The following is a 17,852-nucleotide window of genomic DNA, read 5'->3' as shown; positions in this document are numbered from 1 at the left end:
GAGAAAACATCAGGCCCTGGGGTTCTCCGAATCATTCCCTAACCAGACACTTTTCATTGCCTGAAAAAATCCATTCACCATAGCCTCCAGGTTAATCTCCTGATCCACAATGCGATAACTCGCCCTGCCCATTCTGCGTAAACGAGCAGGATCGGCGAGTGCCTCCTGAAGGGTAACTACCAGATGCTCTTCATCTCCGGGTCGTAAACGCCAACCATTTTCTTCTCGGACCAGGTCCACCTGGGTACCATCGGCCTCCGCGACGATCACCGGTAACCCCGCGGCCATCGCCTCCTGCACGGCCAGCCCCCCTGTCCCCGGCAGGACAAATAGATCTGCCTCAGCCCAGATGGGAGCAAGGTCGCCCCCCCTTTTCTCTCCAGGAAACTCCGTCTCAGGATATACTTCTTTGGCCAGAGCCTCGAGCGCCGCCCTCTCAGGACCATCTCCCACCACCACCAGGCGAGGGCGAATGGACTCGGGTAACCGAGCGCAGGCCCGAATGAGCATATCTACCCGTTTGCGGGGTTGCAACCGGCCAACATAAAGAACCATCGGGCGGCCGCGAAATGAATCAGGGCGTTCCGGGCATGAACCCGCTGGCCGTGGAGCAACAGCATTGGGGGCGATGAAAATCCTGTCTCCCCTGAAACCAGCTCTCTGATATTGCTCAAAACCAGCCTTGCTGTAAGTAATCAATGCATCAAATTGCCTCAGAAAACGCTCGCGCAATATCCTTCGCCAGAAGCTTCCCGCGGGCGGTGCACCAAGTCCCCAGCCAATTACCGGCCTTCCGTGTGCCTTCATCCAGAGGACAGCGCGTGGCGTACTCAAATACCTTGGATTGGCTTCCACAATAAGCACATCAGGCTGCCACGCCTCCAGCCAGTTTATCATTCCCCGTTGAAAACAGGCATAAAGCCGTCCACTGCCAAGGTAAAGGTTCTCCGCATACCCTCTTTCAGCGACCTTTAACTCACCCTGAGCCCCAAGTGCTTCGTCCGGTCGTGGATCCCCGTAGAAAACACTCATTCCATTGGCGCATGACTGTGCCAGCAAGTCAAAGAATGCCGCCCGATACGCAGGCAATACGCGTTGTTGAACCGCCAGGCGCACCGGGATGATTTCACTCACGCCACTACCCTCAACCGAGAACCTCGAACAGTTTTTTCCACTTCAATCCGGGACGGAAAAGCTTCTTTTAAGTCTTCCAAATGAGTGATTACGATAATTTTGGCGAAATCTGAACGCACCAGATTGATGGCTTCCAGCAATCGTTGCCGACCCTCAGCGTCCTGACTGCCAAACCCCTCATCGATAAACAGAGTTTGCAAACGGGCTCCCGCCCGATGTGCCAGTACCCTGGATAAAGCCAGCCGAATGGCAAAATTGACTCGAAATGCCTCTCCGCCCGAAAACATTTCGTATGCCCGCTCACCCATCGCATCACTGATGACAATATCCAGGGTTTCACGCTTTTCATCTTTTTTCGATTTTAAACCCCGTAAAGTTTCAAACCGCACCGACATCCTGCCGTTGCTTAATCGGTCAAGAATCGCATTGGCCTGATCTTCAATTTCTGGCAAGGCCTGTTCAATTAATAAAGCCGGCACACCATCTTTGCTAAAGGCGCGTTCCAGGATCTTAAGGCGATTGATCTGTATGGCCAGCTCCGCACGTTTCTGACTCAACCTTCCCTGCCGCTCGCGGAGCACATCCAAAACCGCCACCGACTGCCTGACCATTCCCACATCCATGCGCAAACGGTTCTCCTTCGCTTTCAATGCCTGTAACTCGGCTTCAGCGCTCTCTGGATCTGGCAATTCGGCAGAATCTTCGATGAATTTCTGCTCTGCCTCCTGGTATTCTTTTTCCTGGGAAGAGAGAAGGTCAGCCTCTCGGCTTATTTTTTCTTCCAGATCGGCTATTTGCCGCTCCAATGGCTCCAAAGTAGCCCTGGCGGCCTCTATCTCGCGCAAAGCCTGCTCACTCCTCCGCCCCAATTCTTCGGCCTGGCGTAAAGCCTCATGGGCTGCCGCATCGTATCCCAGATTCAAGGCTTCTCGATCTATTTCTGCTAGGGCTTCTCTGGCCTCAAGCGCAAAATCCTCTTCTTTAAGGATGCGCTGGACTTCTTCGAGACGTTTGGCCCCGCTATTCTTCCAGTTTGTAATCTCTGCCTGCAACCGTTGAATCTCGGCTTCAACCTGATCATATTCACGAGTAGCTATGCGCAGTGCCCCCTCGGCCTTCTCCAGAGCTTGAAGCTTCCGACCCAACTCAAGACGTTTTTCCTCATTTTCCTTCAACCGCGCCTGGTTACCGCGGTACGCATCTCCCTTTTGCCTGCCCTCTGCTTCGAGAGCCTCGATGAGATTCCGCCGCTCTTCCGGGCTGAGAGGTTGGCCACACAACGGACAGATAGCTCCTTCCATTTCCTGTAATTGATCAATCCGTCCACGTAATTCATGCATTTCAGCCTTCAAGCGCTCGTTCTCCGCCTTCATCGTAGCAGCCATTTCCTGAAGCGATTGCACTTCGGCTTCGTATGCTTTCCGCTGAGCAATCTGTTCCTCAAGAGCCTGTATTTCGCCCTGTAGAAGTGGGAGTTCTTGATTTTGAGTTGCCAGCTTTGCTTCACTGCGCTCCATCGCCTCCGCGTTTTCCCTGAGGGTGCGCAGTTCCTGCTCCAGCGCCGAACGTGCCGCCTGAATAGCACTCAGCGGAGCATTACGGCGGGCAACAATTTCACGGAATTTTTCGGCAGTTTTTTCGAAATCAGCGAGTGTCTCGCGGTCTTTTATCCACTGTTGATAGGCAGCCTCTACATCTTTAGCAAGCCTGATCTTCTCCATCAACTGTATACGTTGTTCTTCAAGTTTTTCTTTCTGCTCCCTGTATTGGGTAAGCCGTCCTCGTGTTTCATCCAGTCGCCCCTTTAAAACACCCACCAGACGACGTTGTTCTTCCAGAGAAGCCGCCAATCGCTGAAGGCTGATCAGCTCGGACTCTTTCGCCTGGCGCAGATTGACCAGCTGATCGAGTTGTTCTTCAAGCTCTGCCAGTCGGGCCTTTCTTTCCTTTTCCTGACTCAACTCAGCGGAGATTTCCGCCTGTTGATTTTCCAACACCTGTAGCTCGTATTCTACACCGCGGCGTTTTTCAGCTGCCGTCATGCGATAGGACTCCCAGACTTCCAGGCCAAGTACATTTGTCAGAACCTTTTTGCGGTTAGCAGGCTGTTGCTGGGTGAATTGATCAGCTTTCCCTTGAAGGAAAAAGGATGCATTGATGAACGTCTCGTAATTCATCCTGAGGATGGATCGTAAGCGGTTCTCGGTTTCACGTACCGATTTTTCCGTCATTGCCCGCCACTGACCTTCTGGAGACAACACATACAGCTCCAGCAATGTTGTCTTTCCGCGCGATTTACTCCGTTGAATCCGATAGCGATTGTTTTCGTAATCAAAATCCAGAATCACCTCCGCGGAGTTTACCTGATTGTTGATTAACGCATCAGCGTCCCGACCGCGGGCCTCGCCAAACAACGCCCAGGTAATTGCATCAAGCAACGACGATTTTCCCGCTCCGTTCGACCCGGAAATACACGCCAGCTCCAGGGGCGTAAAATCCACTTCCACCGGATCCTGATAGGATAAAAATCCAGAAAGGTACAACCGAGATGGAATCATCGATGATATTACCTTCTTTGAGAATGAAAAAATCTCTTCGAGAAAAAGGTCATTCGGCAGATGGGTCAGCTATCTCTCCTTCACCCACCGACCGCATGACCTCACTGGCCAGCTCCTGTAATCGCGCCACCTCTCCGTCTTCCCATTCACTTCGCACAACATACCAGTACTTTTCAAGCAGATCCAGCGGAGACAGGCTGCTGACTGCCTGGTCACCGGGAAGGCGTAACCGGGTTTCTCGTTGAGGGCGCCGGACCAGGTGGAACTCCAGACACTCGGATGTCTTCTGACGAATGTGGGGTTCATCCAGAAGGCTTTCCAGTTCATAAGGATACTCAATCACCAGGCGAACCACCGCATCCTTTAACACTTCCTCCCCGGGAAGAGCGGCAGGAAGTTTTTCGGAGAAATCCTTCCCAGACGTAAGGCGAACAAAGCAATCAATAAAACGCCTTCCCTCTAATTTTCTCCACGCCACCCTGGTTTGACCCTCTTTTTGCACATCCGCAATGACAAAAAACTTATCGTCAGCAGCCTCACCAAAGTCCACACGCTCAATGGATCCGGGGTAGATCACCGGATGGTGCCCACCTTCATTCAAATTTTGCGCCTTGTGGATATGACCCAAAGCCACATAATCCAGGCGAGGGTCACGCACCAGCGACCCCGGTAGCACCAGATCATTACCGAGCATGACACTGCGTTCCCCGCCATACATTGCCCCCTGAACTGACGCATGAGCCGTTAAAACAATGGGTAGCGATGGATCGGCTTTTTCTAACCACATCGAAACCAGCTGGGTAAGGCGATCCTCTAATCGTTCATACACCCTGGCAACATCAGCGCCGCTTAATTCCTGGCTTGCCATAAAATTGGATCGGGCAATCCAGGGCAGAGCAATGACCTGCAACGGTAACCCCTCCAGGTCTGCGGAAGAAAGAAACTGTGGTTTCGAGGCCACATGTAAATGAGGAACAGCAAGCGTCTCATATTCTTGCAAGGCATGAGCTCTTCCACTGGCCGGTGAGAGATCGTGATTTCCCACCAGGAGCAGGGTAGGAATGCCGGCTTCCGAAAGACGCATCATGCGCTTTCCCCATTCTCGCTGAAACGTCGGTACAGGAGTGCGATCTTTATAAGCATCACCGGCAAAAATAATCAGATCAACCTTTTCCTGGATCGCGGTATCCACGATCGTATCCAGAGCTTTGAGAAAATCGAGCGTGCGAATAGCAAGCCCCGTAACCGGGTCATGCCGACCATGTGTGGCAATATCAATATGCGCATCGGCAAAATGCAGAATTCTCATCTTCGACCAGAAACCTCCCCGTCAGGGACTGACTCCCATATCGCTCAAAGCGGCAAGGCTGGGTTGAAAACCGGGGTGGTACTCCAGGCTGGTTCGTAAATCATTCACCGCACCGTCCCAGTCACCCATCGCCTGTCGCGCTTTGGCTCGCCAGTAAAAACTTTCTTCGATGTAAGGTTCGCTGGCAGCTTCTATGGTCTGAGTGGCCAGGTTATTCACATCGGCATAGCGTCCACTGTAGAAATATGCAAAGTACGGCCCTGTCTGATACCACAACATCCGCCATGGACGTTCCTTTTCAGGCAGTTCCGCGTACACCCGAAAGGCTTCGTCGTAAGCTCCAGCCGCACCCAGATAATCCTGCAATCCCACCAGGCTGGTACCGCGATTGTACCAGGCAAAAAAACGGCTTGCCCCCTCAAGCTGTGCGGTTTCGGACGTGGCCCGATTGAGAGCAATGGTTAATGCCTGAGTTGCATCGGTGTAAGGGCCGAGGAGTGCCATTACCTCTACCTCACGCTCCGGAGGATACACCACCAGGAAGACAAAATTAAACGCCCGCCAACCCTGTTCAAGATCAGCGTATGAGACGGGGTAATTCGCCTGATAAAAGGAATCCTGTGTGATAAATCGCTGTTGAGAATCATCATACCCGGTGACCACGGCATAATGCCCCATCCAGGATACCTTGCCCGAAATATCCTGCATGTAGGCTCCCTTTTCCACCAACACCGGGAACCCTCCCGCAATCAACCTTTTCAAAAGATCCAGTGTTCCACCTGAACGCAACACCACCGAAAGATTGGTCTGTTCTTGAACGTAGTCAGCCAATTCATAGGGCATCACGTTTTTATCTTTTTCAAACGGTTTTACCCATTTTCCCACATCGGTACGGTCGCCGTTCCACCCCCAGAAAGAAAGCGCCATCGCCAGATTGGCCGGAGCGCAATAATTCCACAGCCCATGCTGATCAAAATACTTAACCCCGCTCAGGGTTACCTGAGCAGGTAAAGGGGTGGGTAAGGGAGTAGGGGTAAGTGTGGGAGATTCTGGGGGAAGGGTAAACGTTAGAGTCGGCTCAATGGTCGGGGTATTGGCCATGGCAAGGGCAGTCTGAGTGGCCCGGATGATTGTATCCACCGTAGATTGAGGAACAAAGACCTGTTTTTCGGGAGGCCGGAAGGTATATCGCGCCTGTATACTCCACTGTTGAAGGTGCCATAAAACCCGTTCTCTCACACCGGGGATCGCGAGTACCGCACAGCTCATGACCGCCAGAACTACAAGAAGAATCCCGAGGCGTTTCAACCGCTTCATAAAACGATTATAACCCAAACAACCGGCGAAATCAGGCCGGGTGGTTCCCGTGGATGACCACAGGCAGCGGAGAGACACGAACCCCTTCAGCCTCAAGGGATTGACGAACCGCCCGCGCAAAGGCTACAGCCTGAGGATGGTCCCCATGAATGCATAAGGTATCGACAGGAATCCATTTTCCATCCACTTTGATCCCCTGCTGAACCAACGCCAGCGCCTGTTTGCAGACTGCTTCAACTGACTCCAGCACCGCACCTGGTTCCCTCCGGGGCTTAAGGCTTCCATCCTCACGATACCCGCGGTCAGGAAATCCCTCGTTGGCAACCGGCAATCCCATCTCCAGTCCCGCGCGGATCAACTCCGAGCCAGCCAAACCAACCAGAATCAACGGTTGCCGAAAACGAACTATCCCCCGGGCAATGGCTCGGGCGATGGAGGGGTCTCTGGCTGCCTGGTTGTAAAGCGCCCCATGCGGTTTTACATGAGTTAAATCGACTCCAGCCGCATGCGCGAACCCCCAAAGAGCTCCAAGCTGGTAAAGCAAATACGCCTCCACCTCATCGGGAGTCAGAGCCATCTCTCGTCTCCCGAAACCTTGCAGATCAGGGAAGCCCGGGTGCGCACCAACGGCAACCCCTTTTTTAGTGCCCTTTCCACCACCTCCTGCATCACAAGAGGATCACCTGCATGCAAGCCACAGGCAATATTGGCTGAGGTCACCCAGTTCAAAAGCTCTGCATCGGCTCCCAGGGTGTACCTGCCAAAGCTCTCTCCCATATCACAGTTCAAATCCACCATCAAGCGGTCATCCATAGACTATGATCCTCTTCCCAATCGAAGTCTATTGTTTCAAGAAGCTCCAGATAAGCCTTTCGAGCCTGGGCAGGTGTCACAACTTTAAAGCGAACCCGTCCTTCGCCAGGTCTTAACTGGGCAAACACAGGCAGATCAGCCCGGATCAGGGTAGCAATTTTTGGATAACCACCTGTTGTTGGGCTATCAGCCATCAAAACGATAGGTTGCCCATCCGGTGGCACCTGAATGGATCCGGGAAGCATCCCTTCTGAAAGCAAATCTCGTGCTCGGGGTTGTACCTCAGTACCAATCAACCGGAAGCCCATACGATCGGATTTCTCATCGACGCGAAACTCCGTTCGGAAAAAGGTTTCAACTCTTGCCTCCTCGAACCAATCGTATTGCGGGCCAGGCATTACCCTTACTGTCACCCGCTGTGAATAAGCCGGAATGCTCTCCGCCATAAGCCTGTACCCCGCGCGGTTCTGAGAATTTTTACCACCTTCTCCACAGAGAATACAATCACCGGGCTCCAGGGGGCGTCCTTCCATTCCGCCCAGTCTGCCGCGTAAAAAAGTAGCCCGTGAACCGAGCACCGGTGGGGTCAATATTCCTCCGGCAACGGCAAGATAACCCCAGCACCCGTACGGGGCAGTCATCACACGTACTTCTTGCCTACGCCGCACCCGAATAGCCATCCAGCCCGGCAGAGGCATTTGATCCACCCAGACTTGCACACTGCCGGTAACTGCAATCAATCCATCCGCGTCCAGGGTGAAGGTTAATCCACCCGGAGAAAACTCAATCACTGCATCTGCTGGAGAATTTCCAACCAATCGATTCGCCACCTGAAATGCAAACCAGTCCATCGGTCCCGACACCGGCATTCCATACCGTCGAAAGCCATAACGCCCGGCATCCTGAATGGTTGAGAGTGATCCAACATCCAGAATTCTCAGCCTCATGGGGCTTCGCCCTCCAGAGCTTCAAAACACACCCTGTCTCCCGGTGAAAGCAGAAAAGGTCGCTCGCTCTGTGGGTCAAATAACCGGAGAGGGGTTCGGCCAATGATTCTCCACCCTCCCGGTGAATCGATCGGGTAAATCCCGGTCTGTGCCCCGGCAATTCCAACTGATCCAGCCGGAACCTGGCTACGCGGCGTTTCTAACCGGGGTACCGACAATTTTAAATTCATCCCTCCCAGATAAGCAAAGCCGGGGGTAAAACCCATCATAAAAACCACATATTCCGATTGGCTGTGCAACCGAATAACCTCGTCACAACTCAAACCAGTGGCTTCGGCAACGAAATCCAGGTCCGGCCCCCACACTCCACCATATCGCACAGGAATCACCACCTTACGGGGGCGCCAGAAAGAAATTTCCCTGAGTTCTCGAAGCACCTTCCTGATTCTCGTCGCCAGTACTTCTCCCTCCCAAAGAAGAGGATCGAAATACACAAGAAGAGTTGCGTACCCGGGGACGAATTCCTCCACACCAGGCCATCCCTGTTCCATCAGAAGTTTTGCAGCAGAATGCACCCGCAGATTGGTTTGCGGGTCGATCGTCTGGCCCATAACAACCAGCACAGCCGACTCGCTCACCAGTCGCACTTCAAAATCACTCATGAAGCTGTCATCTCCGTGAAACAGAAAGACGCTGAATTTTATGCCAGTGAAAGAAAGCCGTATCTCTCTTCACTTTACCAGCGTTCGACCTGCCAGCAGAGCTTCCATGTACACATCTCCAATCGGAACACCCATTGCCTCGGCAACCTTCACGCAGGCATCATACTCAGGCTGAGCCTGAAGGCGAGTTCCATCCAGAATCTTTAGTTTCACCGGAATTGCTCCGTAAGGGGTATCTACAGTTGTAAATTCACGCTCAGCTTCCACCCGCGAGATAGGTTGCGCCCGCAAACCCAGTGTGGTTGTCTGTTCCAGAATGATTTTTGTCAGGGTGGCTTCTTCAGCGCGCCGGGCAATGACCGAAAGCATGGTCGCCGGCCGATTTTTCTTCATAAAGATCGGGGTAAAGAACACATCTCGCGCCCCGGCTTCAAACAACCTTGACATCACTGCACCGAGAAGCTGCGGGTTCATGTCGTCAATATTGGTTTCCAGGAGAACCATCGGCAAATCCTGTTCAGCTTTCGTACATCCTACCCACAACCGCAGAACATTCGGCCAGGGCAGGTCTCTTCGACCGGCCCCAACGCCTATGCGTTCCAGAGTCAGATCGGGCCGCTCAAACGTTGCCAGAGCCGCAAGAATGGCCGCCCCGGTTGGAGTCACCAGCTCAACCTGTGCGGGCGAAGCCACCAGAGGAACATGCGCCTGGCTAAGAATTTGCAGGGTAGCAGGAGCCGGTAAAGGCAAAGGGCCATGCTCGGTGTTGATTTGCCCTGTACCATACGGTAAAGCCGATGCATACAGACGCTCAATTCCCAGAACATGTAATCCAATCGCCGTGCCCACCACATCAACGATGGAATCCAGTGCTCCTACCTCATGAAAGTGAACATGCTCGAGAGGCACACCATGCACCCGGGCTTCGGCCTCAGCCAGAACCTGAAAGACTTTCAGGCTGGTCGCCTTCACTTCATCTTCCAGGCGGCTTTCAGTAATGATTCTCTGGATATCCTCAAGATGCCGGTGATGATGACTATCCGACGCAACCACGGTCACCAGGCTTGCTCGCAGCGCCCCCTTATGGGTTTCTTCCACCTGAACCGTCACTGCTTCCGGAAGGTCGAGGAATGCCAGTTGTTCGTTTAAAATTTGAAGGGAGAGCCCCGCATCCAGTAATGCGGCCAGGAACATATCCCCACTCACTCCAGAGAATGCATCCACGTAAGCAAGCTTCATTTCTCAACTCCCTTGTTTTGGATTGCCTCGTTTAAACTACCCGACCGGTATCCAAGCAAATCAACCGCCACATGGATAAACCCCAAGGATTTAAAAAATTGGGTGATTTCGGCCCTTCGCTCTACCAGGGCAGAAATCTTTTCGGGTGCCACCTCCAGACGCGCCAGATTGCCGTAATGTCGCAGGCGCACCGGTTCAAATCCCAGGTTGCGTAAAAACTCCTCTCCCCGCGCCACCTGTTCAATTCCCTCACGAGTCACAGGTGTTCCATAGGGGAAACGGGTTGCCAGACAGGGGGCACTTGGCCGATTCCACAAAGCCAGCCCCAGTTCTCTGGCCAGGTTTCGAACGTCTGTTTTGGTGAAACCCACTTCTGCCAGAGGAGAAAGCACACCCAGCTCTTCTACAGCGCGTTTTCCGGGGCGGTAATCGCCCCGGTCATCTGCATTGGAACCTTCCAGTACCGCTGCGTACCCCTGCTCACGAGCCAGATCCACCAGCATTCCCAACCGTTGCAGTTTACAATAGTAACAACGATCCGGCGGATTATTGATAAATTGCGGGTTGGCCAGGTCGTCATAATCAACAATCTGATGTCGGAACCCCATCGCACGCGCCAGATCCGCCGCCGCCTCGACCCCTTCCGGTAGTTCCACTGGCGATCGTACCGTGACGGCCAGCATCCGATCTCCCAGAGCCTGATAAGCCACCGCTGCCAGTAAACCACTATCGACCCCGCCGGAAAATGCCACTACCACAGACCCCAGACCTTTGATTTTTTCCAGAAGGGTCTGATATTTCTGGTGTAATGCCTGTTCCATCCATCCCTCCTAGTTCTTTTCTCGAATACCTGTATAAACCTGGCGATTGATTAACCCGGCCAGATAACCAGCCCCGAACCCATTATCGATGTTGACCACAGCCACCCCGGTCGCACAGCTGTTCAACATGGTGAGCAGGGCAGCCAACCCGCCAAAACTGGCCCCATATCCCACACTGGTAGGGACTGCAATTACCGGGGCCGACGCCAGGCCGCCCACCACGCTGGCCAGAGCGCCTTCCATGCCCGCAGCCACTACAATAACATGCGCCTTTTGAATTTTATCCAGCTGGTTTAACAGGCGGTGCAATCCGGCTACACCCACATCATAAACTCGCTCCACCTGGTTCCCCATTAATTCCGCAGTCAGGGCGGCTTCTTCTGCCACCGGTATATCCGCAGTACCACCCGTCGCCACCACAACACCCGGCACGCGCTTTTCAGGGTCAGAATGATCCAGAATTAACAGACGGGCTGTTTCATAATAGGTCAGCTCGGGAACGCTCGCCAATACCTCTGCCGCCATTTCAGGGGTCACCCGGGTGACCAGTACTCGATCGTTCTGTGCCATTAAACGCCGCACAATCTGGATTACCTGAGAAGATGTCTTCCCCTGACCAAACACCACCTCCGGAAATCCTGTCCGTATCGCACGATGATGGTCTACCCGGGCAAACTCTCCCACTTCTTCGAATGGCAGGGAGCGCATGCGCTGTAAGGCTTCTTCGATGGGAAGGCCGCCGCTTTGAACATTTTCCAGAATTTGCCTTAAGATAGCTTCTTGCATGGATTGTCTTCCTCCTTCCCCGGATTATAACGTCTTCATCATCTCCCTGCTATAATTCAAGAAATGGGTTCCTCCAGGAATGGCCAGAAGTATGATGGCCAAGGCATGACATCCACCTTCTACAATCCTTGAAGCATCCCCAAACCCTCTGGTCAAGGTTCATTGGACAGGAGACAGCTGTATGAGCGGGCATATTCTTGTCGTAGGCAGTATCAACATGGATCTCGTTGTACGTACCGAACGCCATCCAAAACCCGGAGAAACCGTGCTGGGAACTCAGTTTCAGACCTTTCCTGGCGGCAAGGGAGCCAACCAGGCTGTGGCTGCCGCCCGGTCTGGCGGGAAGGTAAAAATGATTGGTCGGGTTGGCAATGACCCGTTCGGAGAAACTCTTCGAAAAGGTTTACAGGAAAACCAGGTCGATACAACCTGTGTCCTAACAACCCCAGATACCTCCAGTGGTGTTGCACTCATTACCCTGGACGCACAGGGCCAGAACACCATCGTCGTTGCTTCCGGTGCCAACGCGCTTCTCTCACCTCAAGATTTACGTGACTTCGCTCCTGTATTCGAAGGGGCATCGATCCTCCTGCTCCAGCTGGAAATTCCCCTGGCTACGGTGGCGCGTGCCATAGCCCTGGCCAAGCTATACGGAGTTAGGGTTATCTTGAACCCGGCTCCAGCACAGCCGCTTCCACCCAATCTGCTGGCACAGGTAGATTATTTAATCCCCAACCAGTATGAGCTTGCCCTGGCCACCGGCATCGAGGTAGTATCCCTGGCAACAGATGCGCTTCACGGGTTGGGAACGCCAGCTGTAATTGTTACTCTGGGAGGAAACGGCGCCTTTGTTTCTACACCAGAACAAAAAGTTCACATACAGGGACATACCGTTCCAGTGGTTGACACGGTAGCCGCAGGCGATGCGTTTGTTGGAGCTTTTGCTGTCGCCCTTGCGGAAGGAAAAGACCTGCTTGAGGCTGTAGAATGGGGAAATGCTGCCGGTGCCATCACCGTCATGCGCCCAGGTGCGCAACCTTCGCTTCCTCTGCGCGAAGAAATTACTGCCTTCCTGCAGAACGATCGCCGTAAGTAGTAAAAACCTCATGGCGCTTCTGGTCGGTCTTGATCTTGGCACCACCTCAATCAAAGCTATTCTCCTGGAGAGCGAGAGCGGAGAGATCCTGGCCTCTGCCAGCCGCCCCACACCGGTCTTTCATCCTCGTCCAGGTTGGAGCGAACACGATCCCGAGGCCATCTGGCAGGTCTGCGTTTCATGTCTGAGAGAATGCGCAGGAGGGCATCCGGTAAAAGCACTGGCCATTGCCAGTATGGCCGAAGCCGGTTTACCGGTCGATGCCCATGGAAATCCCCTTTATCCGATCATCACCTGGTATGATCGCCGTTCATCTCCCCAGGCTGAGCAGGTTGAAAGAGCGGTTGGGAGAGAGAATCTTTATACCATCACCGGGCAACGTTCCAGCGCTTCTTTCGGCCTCACCAAATGGTTATGGCTACGCGAAAATCTTCCCGGTGCTGTCCCCCAGACTGCCACATGGCTACCTTTACCCTCTTACATTCTTTTCCGTCTCTGTGGTCACCAGGCAGTGGATTATAGTATTGCATCACGTGCTCTGCTTCTGGATCAAAATTCCCTCGCCTGGTCATCCACATTGCTCGACCTGGCCGGACTGAGCGAGAACCACCTTCCCACCCTTGCTCATGCCGGAACTCCTGTGGCTACCCTGACCCCGAAAGCTGCTCGGGAAACCGGGCTTCCTGACGGTGTGCTTTGTGTTTTAGGCGGGCACGACCATTTATGCGCTTCCTTCGCTGCAGGCGGGCACCTCCCGGGTACCGTGGTGGACTCGACCGGCACCGCCGAGGCCGTTCTCCTCGTGATTCCGGGCTTTCTACCCAATCCGGCTTCTGCCTCTCTCGGATTGGCCTGCTACGCCCATGTGCTCCCTGGCAAATATGTCCTCAAAGGGGGTCTGAAGGCTGCCGGAAGTGCCATTGAGTGGCTCGCGCGCATTCTCATGCCCGAGTCAGAAGATCCGGATTATGCCGCCCTGGAAGCCGAAGCGTGGCAAGGTGTCGGAAAAACTCCCGGCCCACTCTGGCTACCTCATTTCCTGGAATCTGGCTCACCAGAGGCCGACCCCTTCAGCCGTGCCGCGCTGGTTGGCACGCACCTTGGGCATACTCGCGGAGATTTTTTTCGCGGCTTACTGGAATCGCTGTCTTTCTGGCTGCGTGAAAATCTGGAAAAAATGCAGGAGATTGCCGGAATTTCTGTGGAAAAGGTTGTCCTCATTGGAGGTACTACCCGACTTGGCCTTTTCTGCCAGCTCAAGGCAGATGTTCTCAATCGGCCAGTTTTCCTTCCAGAAATCCCTGAAGCGTCAGCAACTGGTGCCGCTCTACTCGCCGGGTTGGGATGTGGCCTTTTTCGCACTCCAGAAGACGCCTTAGCGCCCGTACTGGGCCGGAGAAGGATCCTCGAACCCGACCCCACCCGCAGTGCATGGTACGACCATCTTTATCATCAGGTCTACACCCCTCTTTATCACTCATTGCGCGATATTCATCACACACTCAGTCAACTTTAAACCACGACCGGAAGAGAAAGGTCACCCTCTCCCTCCGGGCATTTTTCCAGTGCCAGGCGCCCATCCGTACCTCCTGAATGGATGGCGGATGACCACTGTAAATAGCACGGATATAGAGCATCGTCACCAGATGGAAAGCATTCTGTAAAGTGGGATAAGCCTCCAATCGTCCCCTGGAATTGGAGAAGAATTCCAGAGGGGTCAGCTGGTCACTTGCTGCCAGCCCTGCCCGGCTCAATTCCCTGCGTACCCGCCAGTACAACTGGACGGCACGGGCTTCCCCCTTCTTCCCATGGAGATTTTGCACATGCATCCAGAAAAAAAGCCCCCATGCCCCTGCGAGCAGCAAGAAAACGCCTCCCAGCCAGATCAACGGAGAAACTTCTTTTCTCTCGCCTGTCTCCGTTTGCTCAACGGCGCTCGATGGCGGTAAGGCCTCCGTTTGCCCCGTGGAATATCGAAACGGTTCGTAGGCCGGGGTTGGCTCAAATTCGACCCACCCCAGCCCGGGGAAAAACACCTCTACCCATGCATGAGATGCTGACGCCGGAACTTGATAAGCCCCCGTCCGGCTATCATACCATCCCATCGCATACCCCGAAACCACCCTCGCCGGAATCCCCTCCAGGCGCAACATTACTGCCATAGCGCTGGCAAAGTGGCTGCAAAAACCAGCTCGTGCTTCAAAGAGAAAATAATCCACCACATCCCATCCGGGCGGAGCAGCAGAAACTGCAAGATCGTAACGATAATTCTGCCGTAGATATTCCTGAATCTTCGTGGCTTTCTGGTAAGGTGTTCCCTCCCCGACCACTTCTGAAGTTAACCATCGTACCCGCTGGGGAATATTTTCCGGCAGCTGAAGATACTCAACCACTGCCGGGGGATACTCAACGGGTGCATTTTCCATCTGGGATATCGTCACCCGAGAAGCCCACGAAACAACAGTATAGCCTTCCACCTCCCCTTTCACCAGTAAACTGCCTTCCGGTTCTACGGCCCAAAAGGCGATCCCATCTTCACCGCCAACGGGTTCGTTGACTGCAAACAAATCTCCCTGGGGCCTCGCCAGGAAGCGATAGTCCTGTTGCAGTCGATACCGTCCTGCTGGTATCTCTTGCGGCTCAACAGGTGTTTGAATGGCTCGGGCGCTGGCTGCCTCCCACCCCCGCCCGGTATAAGCTGTAAAAATCTGACTGCGCCAGTAATGCCGGGGAACATCCATGGTTGGACTCATACCGCGTATTGAATCCGGCAGAGGAGGTGGGTCAGAAATTTTTACTGTGAAAATCGTTTCATTCCCCTGGGGCAAGGGCGCACCAATTTCACCCAAGTCAGGCAGGCGGATTCGCTCCTTTCCAGAGAAATGATCTTCGGCAGGCGGAGGCGGCCTGACTCCGCCAAACCACTGCTCTGCTGTTTCAGAGACCTCAGCCCGGCTGCGCTGGACCCATTCACTGAGAACCCTCCAGCCTTCAGGGGATCCTACCAGCGAAAACACCAGGGCTACCACTCCAATCATCACAGCTGTCAAAACGCCGCTCGTCCCCCAATCCAACCCCAGATCTTCTGCGTAATCCACCTTCCGGTGACGCCATTCGGCTTTCTGAGCCATATACCCACCCCGCGCCACCAGGCAGACGGCCAGGACCAGAAAATAGAACAGGTGAACTCGTTCCAACCGTGCAAGATGAACATTGACAGCCATTAAGAAACCCACTGGAATCAGCCCCGGTAAAGGATGACGGCGTCGCACGGCCCACCACACCAGGAAAACCATCCCGTTCCAGCAAACGATAGAAAATAACAACAAAAATAACCCCGTATCCTGGATTTTTTCCCCCTGCTGGATGGATGACACCCAACCGGCCAATCTGAGGCCAAATACCAGTCCTCGCAGGCGAACCCCCTCAGCCCACTGCATGAGAGACAATGCAGCCGCTTCTGAAGAAGAAGGCAGAATTTGCCCCACCCATTGAGCACCGGCAACCAGAGAGAGCACCCACGCATAAGCACCTGCCTGCCAACCCTTCCAGCGAGTGGTTGCCAGAAGTGCTCCCATCAAAGCTCCCAGAAAGATACCTCCGTGAATCGGTCCGGCGTTAGCCACCCAGCCGGCCTTCTCGATCGAAAACGAAAGGCTTAATGCCAGACCGCCCAGAAGACACAGATCAGGCCAGGTTCTAACAATCCACGCCCGGAGTTTTTCTCCCAGTGCGCTCATCGTAACCCATCCCGACTGGCAAAGAGAGCCGCCGCCCGCCTGGGCGTCTGGCGGGCAATGGCACGCCCGGTTCCCAGAGTCATGAACTCCCAGCGGCTAAGCTCGCCATACACCCCGGGCATCGAACGAATCTCCCCCCGCCGGACAATCTGAGATTCCACCCCGAGATTGGCCAGAACCATCCGAAAATCCTCCGCCTGGAGCTTCCCCCCAAAAGAATGAGGGTCCAGCAACAAAACCCAGGCTCCGCCACGATCATAAAAGGGAATCAGGCGTTGCAGACTCTGCACCCATCCCTCGTCCATCGCCGCCGTGACGATCAACACCATATCCCGCGGAGAAAGCAGCGGCCGGAGTTGCGCCAGTTGACGGCTGAGGTTATTCCCGGCTACCGGGTGACATGGGGCGAGAAGCTCCAGCAGTTTCCACAGGGTAGAGAGTCCTCGATCAGGCAAAGCCGCCACGGGTTCCTCACCCCCAAGAAACACTCCCACGTGGAAACGATCTCTCAATAAACGCGCAGCGAGGGACGCCGCCAGAAGAATGATCGTTTCTTCCGTTGAGTCCTCCCCTTCCCCAAGTTGAGCTTCAGGGTCAAGGTCGGGCAGTATCCATATTCGGGAAACGGACTCAGGTTCGAAAACCTTAACGTATGGTGCCTCTTTCCTGGCCGTGGTCGGCCAGTGAATACGGCGTAATGAATCGCCATAAGTGTATTCTCTTACGCTTATTCCATCGACAGTGTCAGCCTGTAAAGGAAGACGGAGGGGCCGGTGATCTCCCAGCTTTCCACGCCGGGGAACCAGAGTCTCCGGTAAAACAGCCAGAGGCGGATACACTAAGATTTCCTGCCTATCGAGCATTTGATGCCGCACCAAAAAGAGGCCAAAAGGGTCTCCCGTCCGCACCTCCCATGGCCCAAGGATAAAGACTCCCCGCCTGCTGCAGATGGTGTGGGCTCTCCATGAAAGACTGCCACCCCCTCCAACCCCCCGCACACCGCTGAGGGTGTACCCGGGTAAATTCGACCTGTCCATAAACTCCACCCATAACGCCGGGAAGACAGATTGGTTCGTAAGATATACCTGTTCCTCAAGTTCATCCCCCACCTGCATGGCCACCGATTGAAGTATCCGCCTGGAATGCAACCCTGAAGCCAATCGCCTCGCCCAAATATAAGCCACTCCCACCATTCCAGCTACCGTCGCCAGTAAAAATGCAATGGTTTCTGAAGGGGCTGCCAGATACCAGACCAGCAACCCCGCCAGTAGCAGAAAAACCCCTCCCTGTTGCACCTCAATGCTGACCAGTCTTCCGGGGAATGATCTACGCCACACTCTTCGTGGGGCTCTCCACCATGCCTGTAAAATGTTGAAGAATCTGGTCATAAGTTAATTCTACACCGCTCCCGAGAATAAAAATGGCAGCCA

At 54.1% G+C, this 17,852-nt stretch carries 13 protein-coding genes and 1 pseudogene; 2 read left to right on the top strand and 12 right to left on the bottom strand.

Going from position 1 to position 17,852, the window contains the following annotated elements:
* Positions 1–9: 9 nt before the first annotated feature.
* From ATHL_RS04635 to larB, 10 genes and pseudogenes are all read right to left on the bottom strand, one after another.
* The gene (locus ATHL_RS04635) at positions 10–1,134 is read right to left on the bottom strand and encodes a glycosyltransferase family 4 protein (RefSeq protein ID WP_062190275.1); all 1,125 of its coding nucleotides are present in this window, start codon (positions 1,132–1,134) and stop codon (positions 10–12) included.
* On the bottom strand, positions 1,131–3,692 hold the full coding sequence (locus ATHL_RS04630; RefSeq protein ID WP_062190274.1) for an AAA family ATPase: 2,562 nt from the start codon (positions 3,690–3,692) through the stop codon (positions 1,131–1,133). The genes ATHL_RS04635 and ATHL_RS04630 overlap by 4 nt, the downstream gene beginning before the upstream one ends.
* 49 nt (positions 3,693–3,741) lie before the next feature.
* Complete coding sequence (locus ATHL_RS04625) at positions 3,742–5,001, bottom strand: metallophosphoesterase family protein (protein ID WP_062190272.1); 1,260 nt, start codon at positions 4,999–5,001, stop codon at positions 3,742–3,744.
* Between the two features lie 21 nt (positions 5,002–5,022).
* Positions 5,023–6,318: a C39 family peptidase gene (locus tag ATHL_RS04620; RefSeq protein WP_162787575.1), complete on the bottom strand. Its 1,296-nt coding sequence runs from the start codon at positions 6,316–6,318 to the stop codon at positions 5,023–5,025.
* A gap of 31 nt (positions 6,319–6,349) precedes the next feature.
* Positions 6,350–7,119: pseudogene (locus ATHL_RS04615) on the bottom strand (LamB/YcsF family protein).
* A complete protein-coding gene (locus tag ATHL_RS04610) occupies positions 7,116–8,078 on the bottom strand; it encodes a 5-oxoprolinase subunit C family protein (RefSeq protein WP_062190268.1) in 963 nt (320 codons plus the stop codon). The pseudogene ATHL_RS04615 and the gene ATHL_RS04610 overlap by 4 nt, the downstream one beginning before the upstream one ends.
* Complete coding sequence (gene pxpB, locus ATHL_RS04605) at positions 8,075–8,740, bottom strand: 5-oxoprolinase subunit PxpB (RefSeq protein ID WP_062190265.1); 666 nt, start codon at positions 8,738–8,740, stop codon at positions 8,075–8,077. Before pxpB ends, ATHL_RS04610 begins: the two co-directional genes overlap by 4 nt.
* A 69-nt stretch (positions 8,741–8,809) precedes the next feature.
* Entirely contained in the window at positions 8,810–9,979 is a 1,170-nt protein-coding gene (larC, locus tag ATHL_RS04600; RefSeq protein WP_062190263.1) for a nickel pincer cofactor biosynthesis protein LarC, read from the bottom strand.
* The gene (gene larE / locus ATHL_RS04595; RefSeq protein WP_062190261.1) at positions 9,976–10,800 is read right to left on the bottom strand and encodes an ATP-dependent sacrificial sulfur transferase LarE; all 825 of its coding nucleotides are present in this window, start codon (positions 10,798–10,800) and stop codon (positions 9,976–9,978) included. The genes larC and larE overlap by 4 nt, the downstream gene beginning before the upstream one ends.
* 9 nt (positions 10,801–10,809) lie before the next feature.
* The gene (gene larB, locus ATHL_RS04590; RefSeq protein ID WP_062190259.1) at positions 10,810–11,586 is read right to left on the bottom strand and encodes a nickel pincer cofactor biosynthesis protein LarB; all 777 of its coding nucleotides are present in this window, start codon (positions 11,584–11,586) and stop codon (positions 10,810–10,812) included.
* A 181-nt stretch (positions 11,587–11,767) separates the two neighbouring features.
* Between larB and rbsK the strand changes: the two genes are divergently transcribed.
* Both rbsK and ATHL_RS04580 read left to right on the top strand, forming a co-directional pair.
* Positions 11,768–12,682 carry a ribokinase gene (rbsK, locus tag ATHL_RS04585; protein ID WP_062190257.1) on the top strand — a complete coding sequence of 305 codons (915 nt, stop codon included), beginning with the start codon at positions 11,768–11,770 and terminating at the stop codon, positions 12,680–12,682.
* Positions 12,683–12,692: 10 nt separating this feature from the next.
* Complete coding sequence (locus tag ATHL_RS04580) at positions 12,693–14,198, top strand: FGGY-family carbohydrate kinase (protein WP_062190255.1); 1,506 nt, start codon at positions 12,693–12,695, stop codon at positions 14,196–14,198.
* Here the strand turns inward: ATHL_RS04580 and ATHL_RS04575 are convergent.
* Together ATHL_RS04575 and ATHL_RS04570 are read right to left on the bottom strand one after the other, a co-directional pair.
* Entirely contained in the window at positions 14,185–16,422 is a 2,238-nt protein-coding gene (locus ATHL_RS04575) for a transglutaminase TgpA family protein (protein WP_062190252.1), read from the bottom strand. The genes ATHL_RS04580 and ATHL_RS04575 overlap by 14 nt on opposite strands.
* Positions 16,419–17,810, bottom strand: a complete 1,392-nt coding sequence (locus tag ATHL_RS04570) for a DUF58 domain-containing protein (protein WP_084001174.1) — start codon at positions 17,808–17,810, stop codon at positions 16,419–16,421. Before ATHL_RS04570 ends, ATHL_RS04575 begins: the two co-directional genes overlap by 4 nt.
* Positions 17,811–17,852: the final 42 nt, after the last annotated feature.

This window comes from Anaerolinea thermolimosa (assembly GCF_001050195.2).
In the GTDB taxonomy this organism is placed as follows: Bacteria; Chloroflexota; Anaerolineae; order Anaerolineales; family Anaerolineaceae; genus Anaerolinea; species Anaerolinea thermolimosa.
This window is presented reverse-complemented; position numbering and strand designations above follow the sequence as displayed.

What these genes read in the sequence shown, in the direction of transcription:
- larB (WP_062190259.1), bottom strand. Translation starts at nt 11,586, where the DNA reads ATGCAAGAAGCTATCTTAAGGCAAATTCTGGAAAATGTTCAAAGCGGC.
- rbsK (WP_062190257.1), top strand. Translation starts at nt 11,768, where the DNA reads ATGAGCGGGCATATTCTTGTCGTAGGCAGTATCAACATGGATCTCGTT.
- larE (WP_062190261.1), bottom strand. Translation starts at nt 10,800, where the DNA reads ATGGAACAGGCATTACACCAGAAATATCAGACCCTTCTGGAAAAAATC.
- pxpB (WP_062190265.1), bottom strand. Translation starts at nt 8,740, where the DNA reads ATGAGTGATTTTGAAGTGCGACTGGTGAGCGAGTCGGCTGTGCTGGTT.
- ATHL_RS04620 (WP_162787575.1), bottom strand. Translation starts at nt 6,318, where the DNA reads ATGAAGCGGTTGAAACGCCTCGGGATTCTTCTTGTAGTTCTGGCGGTC.
- ATHL_RS04610 (WP_062190268.1), bottom strand. Translation starts at nt 8,078, where the DNA reads ATGAGGCTGAGAATTCTGGATGTTGGATCACTCTCAACCATTCAGGAT.
- ATHL_RS04625 (WP_062190272.1), bottom strand. Translation starts at nt 5,001, where the DNA reads ATGAGAATTCTGCATTTTGCCGATGCGCATATTGATATTGCCACACAT.
- ATHL_RS04580 (WP_062190255.1), top strand. Translation starts at nt 12,693, where the DNA reads ATGGCGCTTCTGGTCGGTCTTGATCTTGGCACCACCTCAATCAAAGCT.
- ATHL_RS04630 (WP_062190274.1), bottom strand. Translation starts at nt 3,692, where the DNA reads ATGATTCCATCTCGGTTGTACCTTTCTGGATTTTTATCCTATCAGGAT.
- larC (WP_062190263.1), bottom strand. Translation starts at nt 9,979, where the DNA reads ATGAAGCTTGCTTACGTGGATGCATTCTCTGGAGTGAGTGGGGATATG.
- ATHL_RS04570 (WP_084001174.1), bottom strand. Translation starts at nt 17,810, where the DNA reads ATGACCAGATTCTTCAACATTTTACAGGCATGGTGGAGAGCCCCACGA.
- ATHL_RS04575 (WP_062190252.1), bottom strand. Translation starts at nt 16,422, where the DNA reads ATGAGCGCACTGGGAGAAAAACTCCGGGCGTGGATTGTTAGAACCTGG.